We start from the raw sequence: 18601 nt of genomic DNA on the forward strand, positions 1-18601 counted from the left end.
GTTGCAGCTAAGAGTCTCCCTCTGCGTTGACGTCGCGCCCCTGCGCTGATAAACTAAAGGCCACAATTATGGCCCGAAAGGAGACGGCGATGACGGTTTGCGTACCCATAAAGGATTTAAAGAATACGGCGACGTTTTCCAAGCTTGTCGAGAGCTCGCCAGACCCGGTTATCGTTACGAGGAACGGTCGGGAGTCTTTTGCCGTCATGACAGTAGAGGAGTTGGACGCACTTCGCTTGGAAGCCGCTCGTGCTCAGTTGTATCGGGACATAGACGAAGCCGAGGATGATTTCGCCCACGGTAGGATGACGGAGGCGAACGAGTCCCAAAGAAGGACGCGCGAGCGTTATGGCCTATGACGTTGTTTGGTCGTTTTCAGCTGAGCGGGACAGAGATAGGATAGTAGAGTACCTGCTCTATGACCTTGCCTCGCCCCAAGCTGCAAGCCATGTGCTCGACGAGCTCGATAAAATGATCGTTATACTTAGTGATAACCCGAAGCTCTTTGCCCTATCGGCCGAGTCTCGGCTTGCGCGCATGGGGTATCGCAAGTACCTGTTCATGAGGTATGTGGTGCTTTATCGTGTGGAGGATCGCACGGTGAAGGTTGGCCGTATTTTCCATACAGCGCAGAATTACGCCCGGCTCGTGTAGGCCGGGCGTTTCGCTCTTTATCTGATGAAGTTCGTCATCACCTTGGGCTCCACCTCGGGGGCCGGCACCTGGGCTGTGGCCTTCAGCAGCCAGGCCATGTTCCTGCCCAGGACGCGCATGATCTGCAGGCCCTCGGCGTCCTGCGCCACGTCGTCGGCCGTCTTGCCGTGGACCATGGGCCAGTAGTTCGACGAGACGACCGGCATGCAGCTGATTTGGAAGTACTTGTTCACCTGGTCGATGGCGGGCGTCGTGCCGGCGCGGCGGGCGGAGGCGACGGCGGCCGCGGGCTTGAAGCGCAGCCGCGCGCTCGCGGCGTAGAACATGCGGTCGAGCACGGCCAGCAGGGCGCCGTTCGCGCCGGCGTAGTAGACGGGCGTGCCCACCACCAGGCCGTCGGCGGCCTCGGCCTTTGCGATGAGGCCGTTCACCACGTCGTCGTCGAAGATACAGCGGGCGTCGCCGCGCTTGGCGCAGCCGCCGCAGCCGAGGCAACCGCGCACGGCCTCGCGGCCGATCCATGCTATCTCGGTCTCCACGCCCTCGGCCTCGAGCGCGCCGGCCACCTCGGCCAGCGCGGTGTGCGTGCAGCGCTTCTCGTTCGGGCTTCCGTTGATCAGCAGGACCTTCATGGGCGTGCCTTCCTCTCGCGTGGTCGTTCCTGTTTTGCTCATGTTCCAGATTAGCAGAAACTATGGCAGCCCGGTACCGATGGCGAACAACGGCCGGGGCCTTACGCTATACTGGCCGCATGGACGACATGCAGACAACCTCCCCGGCATCCGACGCAGCCGCGGTGCCATCCTCGGCCCCGGGGCCCACAGCGCCCGCGCCCGCCTTCGACGATGCGCCCATCGGCGTGTTCGACTCCGGGTTCGGCGGCCTCACCGTGGCGCGCGAGCTGGCGAAGGCGCTTCCGAGGGAATCCATCGTGTACCTGGGCGACTCGGCGCGGTGCCCCTACGGGCCGCGCACGCTGCAGGAGGTGGACGGCTTCGTGCAGCAGATCGGCGGCTGGCTTGTGGACCGCGGCGTGAAGATGGTGGTCATAGCCTGCAACACGGCCACGGCGGCCGGGTTGGCGCACGCGCAGAGGACGTTCCCCGTGCCGGTCATCGGTGTGGTGGAGCCGGGGGCGCGCGCGGCGGCGCACGCCACGAGGAACAACCGCGTGGGCGTCGTGGCCACGAAGGCCACGGTGGAGTCGAACGCGTACACGAAGGCCATCCGGCATCTGGACGCCGGCATCACCGTGTTCTCCACTGCCACGCCGCGTTTCGTGGAGATTGCCGAACAGGGCATCCGCATGGCGGAGGGGCCGCTGGAGAACTACACGTCGCTCGCGTCGAAGGTGTACATCCGCCCGGCGTTCGAGGAGATAGCGCGCGAGTACCTGGAACCGCTGCGGCGCGCGGGCGTGGACACGCTCGTGCTGGGCTGCACGCACTTCCCGCTGCTCAAGGCGCTGATCGGCGGGGTTATGGGGCGCGAGGTCACGCTCATCTCGTCGTCGACGGAGGCGGCGCGCGACGTGGCCGAGATCCTGGCGCGCCGGAGCGCCTACGCGCGTGCCGACCACGAGGCCCGCTACGAGTTCTACACGACGGGCGACGACCTGGAGGAGTTCCGCGGCTTCGGCAGCCGCGTGTTCCGCGAGCCCATCGACACGGTGGCGCACGTCGACCTGGTTTGACGGCGGCGCGGCGAGGGCCGCGGAGCCCAGGCGGCGATGAAAGACGACGACGCACCGCGGTTTGCCACGGTGTGCGGTAGGGAAGGGGAGCTGTTATGAAGACGGTGGTGCTGGCCACGAACAACGCCCACAAGGTAGCGGAGATCGCCACGGCGCTGGACTTCCCGGGTTGGGAGTTCCGCACGCTGCGTGAACTGGGCATAGAGTCCGACCCGGCGGAGGACGCCGACACGTTCGAGGGCAACGCGCGCATCAAGGCACGCGCGGCGCACGAGGCGTCCGGCGGGCTCGCGGCACTGGCCGACGACTCCGGCCTGGTGGTTGATGCGCTCGACGGCGCGCCCGGCGTGCACTCGGCCCGCTATGCCGGTGAGCTGTGCGATGACGCCGCGAACAACGCCAAGCTGCTCGCGGCGCTGGGCAACGTGCCGGACGCCGAGCGCACCGCCCGCTTCGCAAGCACGCTCGTGTTCGTGGACGAGGACGGTTCGGAGATCGTGGCGGAGGGCACGGTCGAGGGCCGCATCGGGCACGAGGGGCGGGGAAGCGAGGGCTTCGGCTACGACCCGCTGTTCCTGCCGGACGTGTTCGGCGGCGCCCGCACGCTCGCCGAGGTCGACCGCGACGAGAAGAACGCCGTGTCCCACCGCGGCAACGCCCTGCGCCAACTGCGCGCCAAGCTCCAGGAAGCCGACGGCGCCAACGCCTAGAGCGATGCTAAGCTAGCATGCCCGGCGACGCCGGCGAGCGACCTCGGCGGACGGGACGCGTCGGCTTCATGCCGCACGGCCCCTTACCGCCCTCTGAGCAGAGTGAGCTTAGGGGCGCAGGGACGCGTAGCAAATACCGGAAACGCTGATGAAGCCGCCTTCGCCACGATGGCGGCTTCTGCTATAATAGCCCTTGCCGTTTCGACGTCGGGGCGTGGCGCAGCTTGGTAGCGCGCCTGCTTTGGGAGCAGGATGTCGCAGGTTCAAATCCTGTCGCCCCGACCACTGAAAGACTGCTGTCACGGTTTGAAATCAAGCGAGGGCCCAGCTTCTTTGGCTATTGGCATTTGAAGGGGCTGGTGCTGATCATGCATCATGGTCGGGTCGGCTTGCGAGCGGAGGGGGCGAAACGGTGATCTCGGTCTATGCGGAAAAGAATCTCCAGAGTTCTTTTGGCGGGGTTCCCTATGCGATAGCCGCCGCGATCTTCCTGGTCATAGGGGTGTCGGCTTTCGTGTCGTTCCTTGCGAGCGCATTGGGCGCCGGGCCGTCCGGCTACGACCTGGACGACGGTATCGTCGCGCTCGTCGCCTTCGTGGTTCCCGGCGCGTACTTTGCGTACCGTTGGCGTGCTGAGAGGGCCAAGCGCAACTTGTTCAAAAGCTACGTGTTCGCGATCGATGATGTGGAAACGCCCCTAATAGACCTCGCGGCGCTTGTTGGGCGCTCCCTGAATGAGACGGACCGTGACCTACGTGAGCTCATCGGCGAGGGTTGGTATCCGGGCGCGTACGTCGACCGTGGCAATTATATGTTCGTGCGCTCTCTGGAAACGGAGGCGAAGGCGTTCGGTGGTCAAGGCCCTCTGCCTCCTGCCAGCGTGACGACGGCGGGAGGCTCGCCCCGTCGTGCAAGCGTGCGAAAAACGTACAAACCCCTTGATCCTGAAATAGCCGATATCGTCCTCCAGTGTCCGCAGTGCGGCGAGCTGAACTACCGAACCCCGAACTTGGAAGCGTGCGAGTTCTGCGGTGCGGACTTGCGGGGGCTCCAGGATGGCCGTTAGCAGGAAAGATCTGTATCTCTTCAATCCGGGTGCGGTGCGCCGCGGCATCGGACTCATGCTGCTGTTTCTCGGCTCGCTTCACGTCTTCGTTGCCGTGCTCGTGGGTCTCGGCGTCCTCGAAACCACGATCACCTTCCAAGAGAGAATGGCGAGCTGCGCGGCATGCCTCATCGCTGGCTCGGCATGCCTTGCATGGGGTCGAAGCCGACGGCGATGGTTCCGCCTAGCGCGAGAGTACGACGGGCTTGTCGGCGACGGCTCCGATATCGCCGAAATCTCTTCGCGCAAGGGAACTTCTGCCGCCGAGGTCGTCGACGATCTCGGCAGGCTGAAGAAGAAGGGGCTCCTTCCCGATTGCGCCGTCGACTACGACACGGGTGAGGTGCGCCGTCACCCCAGCCCCTGGTCCACGTCGAAGTAGCCCTTCCAGGGGTCGGGGGAGGCGGCGCGGGCGAGGGCGGCTTCCAGGTGGATGGCGTCGGGGGCCACCGTGTCCAGCTCGTCCCAGGCGAGGGGGGCCGACACGGGCGCGCCCTGCCTCGCGCGCAGGGAGTAGGGGGCCACGCTCGTGGCGCCGCGGCCGTTGCGCATCCAGTCGATGAATATCTTGCCGTTGCGCTTGGCCAGGCGCACGTTGCTGGTGTAGCGGTCGGGCCACTTCTCGGCCATCACCTGCGCCATGCGGCGTGCGAACTGGCGGAACGCGTCCCAGGACGAGGCGGGCTCGAACGGCACCACCACATGGTAGCCCTTGCCCCCGCTCGTCTTCAGAAACGACGTGAGCGACAAATCGTCCAGGAGGCCCTTCAGGTCGCGCACGCCGCGGCGCACCTGCTCGAGGTCGAGGCCCTTGTCCGGGTCGAGGTCGAACACCATCGTGTCGGGGTGCTCGAGCTCGTCCACCCGGCTGCCCCACACGTGGAACTCCATGGTGTCCATCTGCGCTTCGGACACAAGCCCTTCGGCGCTCTCCAGGTAGAAGTACTCCTCCGTCCCGCCGTCGCTTGCAGGGACGTCGATGGTGACTATCCCGGAGCTGCCGGGACCCGGGTGCTTCTTGAAGAAGCAGGCCGAGCCCACGCCGCGCGGGCAGCGCACGATGCTCAGCACGCGGCCGCCCACGTAGGGCAGCATGCGCTCGGCAACCTGCGCGTAGTACCTGACCATCTGCTCCTTCGTGATGCCGCTCTCGCCGAACATCACCTTGCCGGGGTTCGTGACGGTCACGCCGTCGATGACGAGCCCGCCTTTTCTGCTCGCGGTAACCATGGGACGCTCCAATCGGTCGGGGGAATGCGGCGCTGACGACGGCCGCGCGGAAGGGCTCGCCGACGCCTGCGGGGCGGCCGCCGGCCTTGCGCCGTCCGCAGCCGCCGTGGCGGGGGAGGGGCCCGCGCTGACGTCGGCGGGCCCGCCCTCGTCCGGTTCCTCGCGCCGCACGGCGCGCGGGTCCTTGTCGGCGCGCAGGCCCAGGTAGCTGGGATGGCGCAAGAGCCCGTCCTGCGTCCATTCGGCAAAGCGGACTTCGGCCACCAGCTTCGGCTCGAGCCAGGCCGCCTGCTCGTGCGGCCGCGGCTTCGGCGGGTTCTCGAACGGCGCGTCGGCGCGCTGCAGGCCGGCGACGGCCCCTTCCAGCTCGTGCGCCTCGGCTGCCCCCAGGCCCGAACCCACGCGGCCGACGTAGCGGAGCCCGCCGTCGTCGTAGGCGCCGAGCAGCAGCGAGCTCACGCCCGTGCGGTTCTTCTCGGAGCGCGTGTAGCCGCCGACGACGAACTCCTGGCGATGGTCGCACTTCAATTTGGCCCAGTCGCCGTTGCGCGCACCGCGGTAGGGAGCCGCGGCGCGCTTGCCCACCACGCCCTCGAGTCGCAGCTCGCAGGCGGCGTGCAGGCTGTCCTCGCCCCGCCCGCGCACGTGGCTGCTGTAGCGTATGCTGGCGGGCGCGCCTTCCAGCAGCTGCTCGAGCACTTCCTTGCGCTCGAGCAAGGGGCGGTCCCGCAGGTCCGCGCCTTCAAGCGCCAGCAGGTCGAACACGAGGTAGGCGGGCTGCGGGCCGCCGGGGTTGCGCAGGAAGTTCTGGAGGGCCTGGAAGTCGGTGCGGCCGTCAGCGTCGATCATCGCCACCTCTCCGTCCAGCACGAACGCGCGGCCGGCGGACCAGTCGGCAAGCTCGGCGGCGATGGCGGGGAAATGCCCGGTGTAGTCCTTGCCGTTGCGGCTGACCAGCCGCGCGCGGTTCTCCTCCACGAACGCGAGCATGCGGTAGCCGTCGTACTTCACCTCGTACACCCACCCGTCGCCCTTCGGCGCCGCCGACACGAGCTTCGCCAGCTCCACGTCGGCGCGGTCGAAGGGGTTGCGCGCAAGCCGCCCGTCGCCGCCGGACGCTATCTCGTCCATGGTGCGGCCCGTGCGCACGCTCGTGCCGAAGCCGGCGATGCCGGGCCCATCCTGCACGTGCCCGTCCTTCTCCTTGATGAGGAGCCAGTTGTCTCCGTGCTCGCCCGCCTTGGGCTTCAGCCGCACGAGCACCCAGGCGCCCTTGAGGCGCCGTCCGTCCAGCACGAACTTCAGCTCGCCGTCGCGCAGGCCCGCCTCGACGTCGCCGAGCGGTTCCCAGAACCCCTCGTCCCAGAGCATCACCGTGCCGCCGCCGTACTCGCCCTGCGGAATGGTTCCCTCGAAGTTGCGGTACTCCAGCGGATGGTCCTCCACGTGCACGGCCAGCCGCTTGTCGCGCGGGTTGTACGAGGGCCCCTTGGGCACCGCCCAGCTCAGCAGCACCCCGTCCCATTCCAGGCGCAGGTCGTAGTGGTCGCGGCGGGCCAGGTGGTGCTGCACGAGGAACCGCAGGCGCCCCGCGGGCTCGCCGCCCACGCCCTCCGGCTCGGAGGTTCGGTTGAAATCGCGCTTCTCGTTGTAGGCGCTCAGCTTCGCGGGCACGGCGGATACCTCCGCATCTTCCGGGTTTTACTTGGATGCTCGATATTCTCGCTCGCAGGGGGCCATCTTGCGGTACAATAATCGCCGCGTTACGCGGGTGTGGTTCAATGGTAGAACCTGAGCCTTCCAAGCTCATGACGCGGGTTCGATTCCCGTCACCCGCTCCACGGAAACACGACGGCCCTGCCAATTGGCGGGGCCGTTTTCGATTGCCGGTGTTGGGGGTTGGCGCAAGCCGGATTCGGTCTGGCTCGACGCAGGGCGCCTGGCAGCTTGGGTTTCGCGACGTGCCGCGCTCAGCCCGCCTTCCCGCGCAGGTAGGCGATGATGTCGTCGGACTCGTACATCGGCTTGTTGCCGATGACGAGGCAGGGAACCTGCTTCTTGCCGCCGATATGGATGAGGTCGTTCTGGTTGCCGGGCTGGAGCGTGTCGCGCATGTCCAGGTTGATCTTGTTGTCCTGCATGAAACGCAGCACTTTCTGGCAGTAGGGACACGACTTCTTGTAGTACAGGGTGTGGTCTTCCAGATAAGGCATGGACGTTCCTTTCCTCATCGCTCGAGCAAGCGGCCTCGACGATATATATGAACGGAAACTTTATCATAGGCGAGCAACCCGATTTGTTTGCAGCCGAGGGCCAACTTGTTGCCGAGCGGTTTACTTTATTAAGATAAAGCAAAGGGGCGTCCGCACGCCCCTTGGAACCGTGCCTTAGCGTGTTCTCGCGCGCACGACATGATTCAGCCTGACGGCGCAGGCGCACGCGGCGAGGGCGAGGACGGCTCCCGCGGGGCCGAGCCAGGCGTAGGTGCCCGTCTGGGCCAGCAGCGCGCCGCCCACCAACGAGCCTGCGGCGATGCCGATGTTGTAGAACGTGGGGTTCAGCGACGAGGCGAAGTTGAGCGCCTGCGGATAGGCCTCCTCGGCCACCTCCATGAACAGCACCTGAACCTGGGAGTTGTGCAGCGCAGTGACGTAGGCGATGGCCAGGCAATTGGCGATGCCCGCAACGGGCCCCGCCGACGTCGTGGCTGGCAGCACGGCTAAGAGCGCTGCGAGCACTCCGTAGACTGCCGGCAGCGCGCGCTGCCCCCAGCGGTCGGCCACGACGCCCGCCGAGAGGTTCGAGAGTATCGCCATGGCTCCGTAGGCGGCCAGCGCCAGCGGCAACGCGGCCTCGGGCACGCCGATCACCTGCACGAGCAGGGGGCTCAGGTAGGTGTAGTACACGTAGAGCCCCGCCATGGACAGCAGGATCTGCGACGCGTTCAGCCGCACGCGCGCGTCCTTGAAAACGGCCAGCTGCGATAGCAGGAAGGCCGCGGGGCCGGTGTCGCGGGGGCGGCCGGCTTCCGCTCTTCGCGCGGCTGCGTCGGCGGCCGGCGCGCCCTTCGCCCCGTCGTGCGGCAGGACGCGCACGAGAACCGAGATCGTCGCCGCCAGAAGCGCGCAGATCACCCAGAAGGCCGCATGCCATCCGAGCGCCTGCGCGATGGCGGTGCCCAGGGGAACTCCCAGCACCGACGCCACGCTGAACCCCGCGAAGATGATCGCGATGACCTTCGGGCGCGCGCCCGGCGCGGCGATGTCGGCCACGAAGGTCATCGACACGGTGCAGGCAGCGCCCGAAACGCTGGCCGTGAGAACGCGCGCGACCATGAGCACCTCGTAGGTGGGGGCGAGGGCGGTGGCCACGTTGCCGATCGCGAAGACGGCGCACAAGGACATGAGCAACCGGAACTTCGGCACGCGCGCGGTGGCGATGGCCAGCACAGGCGTGCCGATGGCGTACACGCCCGCGAAAAGTCCCACGAGATTGCCCACGAGCGTGATGTCGACAGCGAGCGAGCCCGCTATGTCGGGCAGGATGCCCACCACGATGAACTCGCTGCACCCCAGCGCGAAGCTGAGGGTGGTGAGCGCGATAACGGGCAGCGACACTATGCCTTGCCGGGTGTTTTCCTTTGTGCGTGCCACGACGCTCCCTCCTCTTCCGACCAACCTCGTATGGTATGCTTCATCCTGTTCGAAAGCAGCGCCGAAAGTTCAGGTGCGCGTGTCGAATCATCGGATCGGGCAAGGAGGCGTGCTGTGGGAAGGGTCGAGGACGCAATCGGCGCGTTGAAGCTCGAGTACCCCACGCTCGACTTCTCCTATCGCGACTTCCCCCTGGGCGAGCCGGGCGAGAAGATGTTCACGTGGCCGGGGCCTCCCGACGAGGACGTCATGATCGTCGTGCACCAGTGCTCGGGCGTGCGCGAGCTGTTCCACCGCCACGACTTCTTCTACTTCAACTACACCTACTGCGGCTCCTACGACTCTCTGAGCCAGCGCTACGACAACGTGGTGACCATCCGCGAGGGCGAGCTGTACGCCGGCCAGCCGTCCGCGGGCCACGCCCTGCTCGTGCACGACGACGCGGACACCACCATCATCGGCATGCTCGTGAAGAAGGAGGCGTTCTTCCGGTCGTTCCTTCCGCTGCTGTCCTCCGACTCGGGCTTCCTGCGTTTCCTGCTCGATCCGTCCACCGACTGCTTCGCCGACGAGTTCATCCACTTCAAGCTGGAGGACCAGTGCACGGCGCGCGCCTTGTTCGAGATGATGGCGGTGGAGTACGCCAACAGGCGCGAGGACACCCAGGACGTGCTCAAGCCCCTCGCCCTGGCGCTGCTCATGCAGGTGGCGCGGCAGTATGCGGACGACGAGCGCGCGGACGCCGCGCCGGTCGGGACGGCGGAGCTCATGGTGCGCTACCTGGGCGAGCATGTGGACACGGTGACGTTGAGCGCGCTCGCCGCGCGCTTCTCCTACCACCCCAACTACGTGTCCACGCTGCTACGCCAGGAAACGGGCAAAACCTTCTCCGAGCTGCTATTGGAGCAGCGCATGGATCGGGCGGCCATCCTGTTGAAGGGCACCGACCTGTCCGTGGCCGAAGTGGCGCGGACGCTCGGCTACCTGAACACCTCCAACTTTCACAAGGCCTTCCGCGCGCACTATGGCATGACGCCGCGCGCGTACTGCGATCTCGCTTGCTCGGAATGAGCGCGCCTCCGGGCGACAGCCCTCCAAAGGCATGCCCGGCTGCCGGCGCCGGGGTGGCGCGTGTCGGCGGGCGCGCCGCGAGAAGGGGGTCCTCGGTTTCGGCGGGACCTGGGATCGGAAACCGGATAGCAAAAAATTTCTCCATTCCGCAAAACTTATGCTATACTTTAAAGTTTTTTCGAACAGGCATCAAAAAAGCCGCCTCCCGAGGGGGAGGCGGCTGGCGATTCCTGGTGCGCCCGGCAGGACTCGAACCTGCAACCGACGGATTAGAAGTCCGTTGCTCTATCCATTGAGCCACGAGCGCGTTTGCTTCGGCATCGGTATTATACCGTAAAATGCGCGCGTGCATCCTGCGGAGCCGAGAAAGGCCGGCGAAGCGCCCTCTACGGAGAAACCGCACGTGAAAACCTCGTTTCATGCGTGTTTCGACGAGCGGCCGAGCAGGAGCCCCCGCCGTGGCCGCCCAGCGGGCGGCCCATCGATGAGTCGTTTGCGCTAAGAATGCATCTTTGGCCTTGTTTATGCACTCCCATTTATCAGCGTGCCGCGGGGTGGGGGGCGCCCGTCCCGCAACCGGGCCGAAAAAGCGCCGTTCCGTTCGATTTACCGCTCCGTCGCAGTAAAGTGTATGTGAAGGAATTGTGAATAAAAGGTCATCTAAAAGCAACCGTTCACCGAAAAAGCACCCGATATCAAACGGGGTCCGGTTTTGTTGCGAAATTGTGGTTGCAATTCGAATCGAACCGTGCGATTTTGGGGTCATCGAGCGGGCAGACGGTGCGCAACGGATGCCCTCGAGGCCGAAAATCTGGAAAATGCATAAAGAAAAGGAGGGTTGCAATGGCTGGTGTCAACGTTAAAAGCGAGATCAAGCCTTTAAAGCGAGTCCTGCTGCACCGCCCGGGTAACGAGCTTCTGAACCTGACGCCGAACACGCTCGAAGAGCTGCTGTTCGACGACATCCCGTTCTTGAAGGTCGCCCAGGAGGAGCATGACGCGTTCGCCCAGGCTCTGCGCGACAACGGCGTGGAGGTCGTGTACCTCGAGGACCTCATGACCGAGGTGCTCGACCAGAACCCCGACGTGCGCGAGACTTTCCTGAAGCAGTTCATCGAGGAAGCCGGCATCCGCACCGACCGCTACCAGAAGATCATCTTCGACTACCTGAACGACAACTATCCCGAGAACAAGGACCTCGTGCTGAAGACGATGGAGGGCATCAACCTCACCGAGCTCCACACCGACAAGTCCAACTCCCTGGTCGACCTCGTGTCCGAGGCCTCCAAGATGGTCGTCGCCCCCATGCCGAACCTGTACTTCACGCGCGACAACTTCGCCATGATCGGCAACGGCGTGTCCATCAACCGCATGTACTCCGTCACGCGCAACCGCGAGACCATCTACGGCGAGTACATCTTCAAGTACCATCCGGACTTCAAGGACGTCCCCCAGTACTACAGCCGCTACAACACGTTCCACATCGAGGGCGGCGACATCCTCAACATCAACGACCACGTGCTCGCGGTGGGCATCTCGCAGCGCACCGAGCCCGATGCCATCGACGCGTTGGCGCATAACATCTTCAACGACGAGACCAGCCCCATCGACACCATCCTGGCGTTCAACATCCCGAACAACCGCGCCATGATGCACCTCGACACGGTGTTCACCCAGATCGACACGGACAAGTTCACCATCCACCCGGGCATCATGGGCCCGCTGACCGTGTTCGAGATCACCCCCGAGGGCGACGGCATCAAGGTCAAGGAGATGACCGGCAAGCTCGAGGACATCCTCGAGAAGTACGTCGGCGTGCCGGTCGAGCTCATCCCCTGCGGCGGCGGCGACCGTATCGCGGCCGAGCGCGAGCAGTGGAACGACGGCTCCAACACGCTGTGCATCGCTCCGGGCACCGTCGTGGTGTACGAGCGCAACGACGTGACGAACAAGGTGCTCGAGGAGAAGGGCATCAAGCTCGTCGTGATCCCCTCCGCCGAGCTCTCCCGCGGCCGTGGCGGCCCACGCTGCATGAGCATGCCCATCTGGCGCGAGGACTAGCGGCGCCGGGCCCGGGCGCACCGGGCCGCAACCCTTTGTCTTTCCAGCAGAGAGGGGAGTCCCGGGCGGGTTCCCCTCGAAGGCTGAAAGAGGCAGGCGGTTTCAAACTTGGCGACGCCTGCCTGCACGGTTCACACGTAAGAAAACTTGGCAAAGAACGACGAAAGGAATGAATCATGCCCACGAGCCTGAGCGGACGCAACTTCCTGAAGCTGCTGGATTTCACGCCTGACGAGATCCGCTACCTCATCAAGCTGTCCAAGGAGTTCAAGAACCTGAAATTGACGGGTACCCCCCATCGCTACCTCGAAGGCAAGAACATCGTCCTGCTGTTCGAGAAGACCTCCACCCGCACGCGCTGCGCGTTCGAGGTGGGCGGCATGGACCTCGGCATGGGCGTCACCTACCTCGATCCCGGCAGCTCCCAGATGGGCAAGAAGGAGTCCATCGAGGACACCGCCCGCGTGCTCGGCCGCATGTACGACGGCATCGAGTACCGCGGCTTCTCCCAGGAGATCGTCGAGGACCTGGCCGCCAACGCCGGCGTGCCGGTGTGGAACGGCCTGACCACCGAGTTCCATCCCACGCAGATGATCGCCGACATGCTGACGGTCGAGGAGAACTTCCCGCAGGGCCTCAAGGGCCTGAAGTTCGTGTTCATGGGCGACGCCGAGAACAACGTGGCGAACTCGCTCATGGTCGTGTGCGCGAAGCTGGGCCTGCACTTCGTGGCCTGCGGCCCCGAGGCCCGTATGCCGAAGGCCGATCTCGTGGCCCAGTGCCGCGAGGTTGCCGCCGAGACCGGCGCCACCATCACGCTGACCGAGGACGTGAAGGAGGCCTGCACGGGCGCCAACGTCATCTACACCGACATCTGGGTGTCCATGGGCGAGCCGGCCGAGCTCTGGGCCGAGCGCATCAAGCTCTTGGAGCCCTACCGCGTGACGAAGGAAGTCATGGCCATGGCCTCCCCGGACGCCATCTTCATGCACTGCCTGCCGTCGTTCCACGACACCAAGACCACCATCGGCGCCGAGATCGCCGAGCAGTTCGGCGTGACCGAGATGGAGGTCGAGGACGCGGTGTTCGAGTCCACGCAGTCCAAGGTGTTCGACGAGGCCGAGAACCGCATGCACACCATCAAGGCCGTCATGTACGCCACGCTCTCCTAAGCACGAGCCGGAGAAAGGAGACGAACTATGGCATACCAGAAAGGCGAAGGCAAGTCCGTGGTCATCGCGCTCGGCGGCAACGCCCTGGGCAACACGCCCCAGGAGCAGCTGGAGCTGGTGAAGAACACGGCCGAGCACATCGTGGACATGGTGGCCGAGGGCATCAACGTCGTGGTCTCCCACGGCAACGGCCCGCAGGTCGGCATGATCAACAACGCGTTCGACTACGCCTCCACGCATGACGGCAAGACGCCGGCCATGCCGTTCCCCGAGTGCGGCGCCATGAGCCAGGGCTACATCGGCTACCAGCTGTCGCAGGCAATCCTGAACGACATGAAGCGCCGCGGCATCATGCGCTCCACGGCCTGCGTCGTGACGCAGACGGTCGTCTACCCGGAGGACCCGGCGTTCCAGAACCCGACGAAGCCCGTGGGCGCCTTCCTTACCGAGGAAGAGGCCATGAAGCGCGCCGAGGAGACCGGCTACACCTACAAGGAAGACGCCGGCCGCGGCTGGCGCCAGGTGGTGGCCTCCCCGAAGCCGCAGCGCATCGTGGAGTTCGACGCCATCAAGGATCTCATGGACGACGGCTACATCGTCATCTCCACGGGTGGCGGCGGCGTTCCGGTCATCGAGAAGGACGACAGCTACCATGGCGTGCCGGCCGTCATCGACAAGGACCGTTCCAGCGCCAAGCTGGCCGCCGACTTCAAAGCCGACATGCTGGTCATCCTCACGGCCGTGGAGAAGGTGTGCATCAACTTCAACACACCCGAGCAGCAGGAGCTCAACTCCATGACGGTCGCCGAGGCCCAGAAGTACATCGAGGAGGGCCAGTTCGCGCCCGGCTCGATGCTGCCGAAGGTCGAGGCCTGCATCGAGTTCGTGCAGCAGCATCCCGAGGGCAAGGCGCTCATCACCTCGCTCGAGTGCGCTGCCGACGGCCTGAAGGGCAAGACGGGCACGGTCATCACGGCCTAGTGTTCTACCTGCGGCGGCGGACGCGCGAGCGTCTCGCCGCCGCATGGGGGTATCCGCGTGCCGGGCGGTTATGCTTCCGGCCGGCACGTTCAAGAGATTTCTCGTTCGCCAAACGTATTCACCTCGATCCTCTTCAAAGGAGGGGTTCTCATGACCGAGAAAACGAAGGAAAAAAGCAAAAAGAAGCGATCTATATCTTCATTCACCATTTTGCTCATCATGCTCGTTGCACTTGCTCTGATCACGGTGGCCATGTCTTTTGCCGGTGTTGAGGGAGTCGAGGGCGCAACCATCGCCAACGTGGCGACGGCACCCGTCAAGGGCTTCACCGATGCGCTTCCCGTGTGCCTGTTCGTGCTGATCCTGGGCGGTTTCCTGGGTATCGTGACCGAGACGGGCGCGCTGGATGCCGGCATCGCCGCACTGGTGAAGAAGCTCAAGGGCAACGAACTCGTGCTCATACCGATCCTGATGTTCATCTTCTCCATCGGCGGTACGACGTACGGCATGTGCGAGGAAACGGTCCCGTTCTACCTGCTGCTGGCGGCCACCATGGTGGCGGCCGGCTTCGACAGCGTCGTCGGCGCGGCGGTCGTCCTTCTGGGCGCCGGCTGCGGCGTGCTCGGCTCGACGGTCAACCCGTTCGCGGTCGGCGCGGCGGTCGACTCGCTGTCCGGCAGCGGCATCGTCATCAACCAGGGCACCATCATCATGCTCGGCGTGGTGCTGTGGCTCGTGACGCTGGTCATCTCCATCATCTTCGTCATGCGCTACGCGAAGAAGGTCAAGGCCAACAAGGGTTCCACCATCCTGTCGCTGCAGGAGCAGGAGACCATGAAGGCCGAGTTCGGCGAGGCGCAGCAGGAGGCGGTCGACGCCGAGGCCAACCCGAACGAGAAGCTCATGACGGGCCGCCAGAAGTGGGCGCTCATCGTGTTCGCGCTCACGTTCGTGGTCATGATCGTCGGCTTCATCCCCTGGGGCGACTTCGGCGTGGAGATATTCGACGCCGGCGCTGCCACCGAGGAGGTCACGACGCAGGTCAGCGGCGACGATATCTCGGCGACATGGGCCGATGCCGCAGATGCGGGCGCGACCGAGGGCGAGCTCACGTTCAACGGCGACGTGACCGGCACGGTCACGGCCGAGGAGCAGGTCTCCGAGGGCTGGTCCGCGTTCCTCACGGGCCTGCCGCTGGGGCAGTGGTACTTCGACGAGGCTTCCACCTGGTTCCTCATCATGGCGCTGATCATCGGCGTGGTGGGCGGCGTGTCCGAGAGCCGTTTCGTGAAGGCCTTCATCAACGGCGCGGCCGACATGATGAGCGTCGTGCTGATCATCGCGCTCGCCCGTTCCATCACGGTGCTCATGGGCGAGACCGGCCTGGACATGTGGATCCTCAACAACGCGGCCAACGCGCTGAACGGCCTGTCGGCGATCATATTCGCCCCCATGTCGTTCCTGCTCTACGTGGTGCTGTCGTTCCTCATCCCGTCGTCGTCCGGCATGGCCACGGTGTCCATGCCCATCATGGGCCCGCTGGCGAACTCGCTCGGCTTCTCGCCCGACGTGATGATCATGATCTTCAGCGCCGGCAACGGCCTGGTGAACCTGTTCACCCCCACGTCCGGCGCCATCATGGGCGGCCTGGCGCTCGCCAAGGTGGAGTACTCCACGTGGCTGAAGTTCGGCGGCAAGCTGTTCATCGTGCTGGGCGTTGCCTGCATCATCATCCTCACTGCGGCGATGATGCTCATACCGGGCGCCGCGTAACGTCGGCTGCACTCGGCTGACGCATCGCACGCTCGCGACGCGCTTCGGAATCCCCCGCTTCGGCGGGGGATTTTTCTGCTCGGGCCGTCCTTCCTACAACGCCTTCCTCATCCAGATGTGCTCCACGTGCTCGTCCAGCTCGACGGGGCCGTACTGCTCGTAGCCGCGGCGCTCGTAGAACGGGGTCGCGCGGCACTGGGCGTGCAGGTGCATCTCCGTGGCCCCGGCTTCGCGCGCAAGGCGCTCGGTCTCGGCCAGCAGCGCCGCGCCGAGGCCGCCGCCGCGCGCCTCGGGCAGCACGGCCAGGCGGCCGAACACCCAACGGCCGGGCTCGTCGGGGTGCTCGGGGTCGGGGAACGTGCGAGCGCAGCCCGCGAGCGCGCCCTCGGCGTCGTAGAGGGTCACGTGGAGGGTGGCCGGGTGCTCGTCGAGGCTGTCGAACTCGTTCGCAAAGCCCTGCTCCTCCATGAACACGCGCGTGCGCACGATGCGCGCGTCCGCGAAGTTTCCCTGCTCGAACCGGTATTCCATGGCGTTTCCTTTCCGTAAGGTGCAGGCGTCCACGATACCACAGGGCGCACGGCGGACGGGGCGCGCTTAACCGAACCTGCTTTTTACGAGGTCATGTGTGCTTTTTCTGCATAAGGAGCCACGCCTGGTCCGGGAGGCGCCGCGCAGGTCCTCCGTGCGGGCAAAAGGTGGTAGAATCGATTGATATGCAACCGTTTGGATATCGAACAGGAAAGATGCGCACCATGCAAATTCGCGAACAACTTGAACAGCTGATCGACGCGGCCGTCGCGGCTGCGTGCAAGGACGGATCGCTCGAGCTCGAGCAGGCTCCCGAGGCGGCGCTCGAGCGCCCGCGCGACGAGGCCAACGGCGACTGGGCGTCCACCGTCGCCATGCGCTCGGCCAAGCTCGCCAAGAAGAACCCGCGCGAGATCGCCCAGATCATCGTCGACCACCTGCCCGAGAACGACCTCGTGCAGAGCGTGGACATCGCCGGCCCCGGCTTCATCAACATCCGCCTGGCACCGTCGGCCCTGCAGGGCGTGGCCGCCCAGGCGCGCGCCGAGAAGGGCGACTTCGGCCGCGGCACCATCCCCGAGGGCGAGCGCAAGATCAACCTCGAGTACATCTCCGCTAACCCGACCGGCCCGTTGCACGTGGGCCACGGCCGCTGGGCTGCGCTCGGCGATGCCACGGCGCGCGTCATGCGCCACGCCGGCTACGACGTGTTCGAGGAGTTCTACATCAACGACGCGGGCACGCAGATGGACAACTTCGGCGAGTCGGTGGCGGTGCGCTACCAGCAGCTGCTCGGCCGCGACGTGGAGATGCCGGAGGCGTGCTACGCCGGCTCCTACGTGAAGGACATCGCGCAGGCCATCATCGACGAGGACGGCGACAAATGGCTCGACGCCGACCCGAAGGAGCGCATGGAGAACTTCCGCGAGCGCGCCTACGCCTACGAGCTGGCCGAGCAGCATCGCGTGACCGAGCGCTTCGGCACCACGTTCGAGTGCTGGTTCAGCGAGCGCAGCCTGTACGTGCCCGACGAGACCGGCAAGAGCGCGGTCGACCGCAGCCTCGAGGCCATGGACGCCAAGGGCTACATCTACGTCAAGGATGGCGCCACCTGGTTCAAGTCGAGCGCGTTCGACGACGAGAAGGACCGCGTGCTCATCAAGGCCAACGGCGAGATGACGTACTTCATGAGCGATGTGGCGTACCACTACAACAAGATGGAACGCGGCTTCGACCACCTCATCAACATCTGGGGTGCCGACCACCACGGCTACATCGCCCGCTGCGAGGCCATGCTGGCCGCGTGGGGCTGGCCCGGCGCGCTGGAGATCATGCTCGGCCAGCTGGTGAACCTGTTCCGCGACGGCGAGGCCGTGCGCATGTCCAAGCGCACCGGCGAGATGATCACGTTCGAGGAGCTCATCGACGAGGTGGGCGTGGACGCGACCCGCTACCTCATGCTGGCGAAGTCCTCCGACCAGCCCATCGACTTCGACATCGAGGTGGCGAAGAAGAAGGACGCATCGAACCCGGTGTACTACGTGCAGTACGCGCACGCCCGCATCTGCTCCATCCTGCGCAAGGCGGCCGACCCCGCCGACGCCGCGGCCGCCGAGGCCGGCGAGATGAGCATGGACGAGCTGGCCGCGAAGGTGATCCCGGCCGACGTGGACCTGTCGCCGCTCACGCACGAGTCCGAGCTCGCGCTCATGCGCAAGATGGACGACTTCGGACCGCTCGTGGCCCAGGCCGCCCGCGACCGCGCCGCGTTCCGCCTGACGCACTACGCGCAGGACCTCGCGTCGCTGTTCCACTCGTTCTACACGAACTGCCACGTCATCGGCGAGGAGGAGGCCGTTACGAACGCGCGCCTCGCGCTCGTGGACGCCACCCGCATCGTGCTGGCGAAGACGCTCGACCTCCTGGGCGTCACCGCTCCGGCGAAGATGTAGACACGACTACCGGCG

Annotated in this window: 17 protein-coding genes and 3 tRNA genes; 14 read left to right on the forward strand and 6 right to left on the reverse strand. The window is 65.5% G+C overall.

The annotated features are described in order from the left end of the window. The first annotated feature begins 89 nt into the window (after positions 1–89). Positions 90–359: a type II toxin-antitoxin system prevent-host-death family antitoxin gene (locus C1877_RS16005; protein ID WP_041238756.1), complete on the forward strand. Its 270-nt coding sequence runs from the start codon at positions 90–92 to the stop codon at positions 357–359. Next, the gene (locus tag C1877_RS05710; protein WP_114568638.1) at positions 349–654 is read left to right on the forward strand and encodes a type II toxin-antitoxin system RelE/ParE family toxin; all 306 of its coding nucleotides are present in this window, start codon (positions 349–351) and stop codon (positions 652–654) included. Before C1877_RS16005 ends, C1877_RS05710 begins: the two co-directional genes overlap by 11 nt. 17 nt (positions 655–671) lie before the next feature. On the opposite strand, the gene C1877_RS05715 is transcribed toward C1877_RS05710, so the two are convergent. Continuing rightward, positions 672–1286 (reverse strand): flavodoxin family protein, encoded by a 615-nt coding sequence (locus C1877_RS05715; protein WP_114568639.1) that lies wholly within the window; start codon positions 1284–1286, stop codon positions 672–674. Positions 1287–1405: 119 nt separating this feature from the next. On the opposite strand from C1877_RS05715, the gene murI reads away from it, so the two are divergent. From murI to C1877_RS05740, 5 genes are all read left to right on the forward strand, one after another. Further along, entirely contained in the window at positions 1406–2347 is a 942-nt protein-coding gene (gene murI, locus C1877_RS05720; protein WP_154248841.1) for a glutamate racemase, read from the forward strand. Between the two features lie 95 nt (positions 2348–2442). After that, the gene (rdgB, locus tag C1877_RS05725; protein WP_114568640.1) at positions 2443–3057 is read left to right on the forward strand and encodes an RdgB/HAM1 family non-canonical purine NTP pyrophosphatase; all 615 of its coding nucleotides are present in this window, start codon (positions 2443–2445) and stop codon (positions 3055–3057) included. A 208-nt stretch (positions 3058–3265) separates the two neighbouring features. After that, positions 3266–3342: transfer RNA gene (locus tag C1877_RS05730), tRNA-Pro, on the forward strand. Between the two features lie 127 nt (positions 3343–3469). Continuing rightward, positions 3470–4123 carry a hypothetical protein gene (locus tag C1877_RS05735; protein ID WP_114568641.1) on the forward strand — a complete coding sequence of 218 codons (654 nt, stop codon included), beginning with the start codon at positions 3470–3472 and terminating at the stop codon, positions 4121–4123. Next, on the forward strand, positions 4113–4544 hold the full coding sequence (locus tag C1877_RS05740; protein WP_015538728.1) for a hypothetical protein: 432 nt from the start codon (positions 4113–4115) through the stop codon (positions 4542–4544). Before C1877_RS05735 ends, C1877_RS05740 begins: the two co-directional genes overlap by 11 nt. Here the strand turns inward: C1877_RS05740 and ligD are convergent. After that, positions 4514–7066: a DNA ligase D gene (gene ligD, locus C1877_RS05745; protein WP_114568642.1), complete on the reverse strand. Its 2553-nt coding sequence runs from the start codon at positions 7064–7066 to the stop codon at positions 4514–4516. The two genes, C1877_RS05740 and ligD, sit on opposite strands and share 31 nt — an antisense overlap. Before the next feature lie 93 nt (positions 7067–7159). Between ligD and C1877_RS05750 the strand changes: the two genes are divergently transcribed. After that, positions 7160–7233 (forward strand) — tRNA-Gly (locus C1877_RS05750). 129 nt (positions 7234–7362) lie between these two features. On the opposite strand, the gene C1877_RS05755 is transcribed toward C1877_RS05750, so the two are convergent. Together C1877_RS05755 and C1877_RS05760 are read right to left on the reverse strand one after the other, a co-directional pair. After that, the gene (locus tag C1877_RS05755) at positions 7363–7605 is read right to left on the reverse strand and encodes a glutaredoxin family protein (RefSeq protein WP_041238749.1); all 243 of its coding nucleotides are present in this window, start codon (positions 7603–7605) and stop codon (positions 7363–7365) included. 174 nt (positions 7606–7779) lie between these two features. Continuing rightward, positions 7780–9045: an MFS transporter gene (locus C1877_RS05760; protein ID WP_181813799.1), complete on the reverse strand. Its 1266-nt coding sequence runs from the start codon at positions 9043–9045 to the stop codon at positions 7780–7782. Positions 9046–9159: 114 nt separating this feature from the next. Here C1877_RS05760 and C1877_RS05765 point away from each other — a divergent pair, with 114 nt between their 5' ends. Further along, a complete protein-coding gene (locus C1877_RS05765) occupies positions 9160–10116 on the forward strand; it encodes a helix-turn-helix transcriptional regulator (RefSeq protein WP_220149900.1) in 957 nt (318 codons plus the stop codon). 231 nt (positions 10117–10347) lie between these two features. On the opposite strand, the gene C1877_RS05770 is transcribed toward C1877_RS05765, so the two are convergent. Continuing rightward, a tRNA-Arg gene (locus tag C1877_RS05770) sits at positions 10348–10423 on the reverse strand. A 536-nt stretch (positions 10424–10959) separates the two neighbouring features. Here C1877_RS05770 and arcA point away from each other — a divergent pair. From arcA to C1877_RS05790, 4 genes are all read left to right on the forward strand, one after another. After that, positions 10960–12177 (forward strand): arginine deiminase, encoded by a 1218-nt coding sequence (gene arcA, locus C1877_RS05775; protein WP_015538726.1) that lies wholly within the window; start codon positions 10960–10962, stop codon positions 12175–12177. Positions 12178–12353: 176 nt separating this feature from the next. Beyond that, the gene (argF, locus tag C1877_RS05780; RefSeq protein WP_015538725.1) at positions 12354–13349 is read left to right on the forward strand and encodes an ornithine carbamoyltransferase; all 996 of its coding nucleotides are present in this window, start codon (positions 12354–12356) and stop codon (positions 13347–13349) included. A gap of 27 nt (positions 13350–13376) precedes the next feature. Further along, positions 13377–14330, forward strand: a complete 954-nt coding sequence (gene arcC / locus C1877_RS05785) for a carbamate kinase (RefSeq protein ID WP_015538724.1) — start codon at positions 13377–13379, stop codon at positions 14328–14330. A 150-nt stretch (positions 14331–14480) separates the two neighbouring features. Beyond that, positions 14481–16103, forward strand: a complete 1623-nt coding sequence (locus tag C1877_RS05790; RefSeq protein ID WP_015538723.1) for a YfcC family protein — start codon at positions 14481–14483, stop codon at positions 16101–16103. 93 nt (positions 16104–16196) lie between these two features. Here the strand turns inward: C1877_RS05790 and C1877_RS05795 are convergent, their stop codons facing one another. Then, positions 16197–16634 (reverse strand): GNAT family N-acetyltransferase, encoded by a 438-nt coding sequence (locus C1877_RS05795; protein WP_114568645.1) that lies wholly within the window; start codon positions 16632–16634, stop codon positions 16197–16199. A 224-nt stretch (positions 16635–16858) separates the two neighbouring features. On the opposite strand from C1877_RS05795, the gene argS reads away from it, so the two are divergent. Continuing rightward, positions 16859–18586, forward strand: coding sequence for an arginine--tRNA ligase (gene argS / locus C1877_RS05800; RefSeq protein WP_041239914.1), 1728 nt, complete (start codon positions 16859–16861; stop codon positions 18584–18586). Positions 18587–18601 lie beyond the last annotated feature (15 nt).

It is taken from the genome of Gordonibacter pamelaeae (assembly GCF_003340385.1).
GTDB classification, from domain to species: domain Bacteria; phylum Actinomycetota; class Coriobacteriia; order Coriobacteriales; family Eggerthellaceae; genus Gordonibacter; species Gordonibacter pamelaeae.

Bases quoted from the DNA above. Each gene is read 5' to 3' on its own strand.
- C1877_RS16005 (WP_041238756.1), top strand. From the start codon at position 90: ATGACGGTTTGCGTACCCATAAAGGATTTAAAGAATACGGCGACGTTT.
- C1877_RS05710 (WP_114568638.1), top strand. From the start codon at position 349: ATGGCCTATGACGTTGTTTGGTCGTTTTCAGCTGAGCGGGACAGAGAT.
- C1877_RS05715 (WP_114568639.1), bottom strand. From the start codon at position 1,286: ATGAAGGTCCTGCTGATCAACGGAAGCCCGAACGAGAAGCGCTGCACG.
- murI (WP_154248841.1), top strand. From the start codon at position 1,406: ATGGACGACATGCAGACAACCTCCCCGGCATCCGACGCAGCCGCGGTG.
- rdgB (WP_114568640.1), top strand. From the start codon at position 2,443: ATGAAGACGGTGGTGCTGGCCACGAACAACGCCCACAAGGTAGCGGAG.
- C1877_RS05740 (WP_015538728.1), top strand. From the start codon at position 4,113: ATGGCCGTTAGCAGGAAAGATCTGTATCTCTTCAATCCGGGTGCGGTG.
- C1877_RS05755 (WP_041238749.1), bottom strand. From the start codon at position 7,605: ATGCCTTATCTGGAAGACCACACCCTGTACTACAAGAAGTCGTGTCCC.
- arcA (WP_015538726.1), top strand. From the start codon at position 10,960: ATGGCTGGTGTCAACGTTAAAAGCGAGATCAAGCCTTTAAAGCGAGTC.
- argF (WP_015538725.1), top strand. From the start codon at position 12,354: ATGCCCACGAGCCTGAGCGGACGCAACTTCCTGAAGCTGCTGGATTTC.
- arcC (WP_015538724.1), top strand. From the start codon at position 13,377: ATGGCATACCAGAAAGGCGAAGGCAAGTCCGTGGTCATCGCGCTCGGC.
- C1877_RS05790 (WP_015538723.1), top strand. From the start codon at position 14,481: ATGACCGAGAAAACGAAGGAAAAAAGCAAAAAGAAGCGATCTATATCT.
- C1877_RS05795 (WP_114568645.1), bottom strand. From the start codon at position 16,634: ATGGAATACCGGTTCGAGCAGGGAAACTTCGCGGACGCGCGCATCGTG.
- argS (WP_041239914.1), top strand. From the start codon at position 16,859: ATGCAAATTCGCGAACAACTTGAACAGCTGATCGACGCGGCCGTCGCG.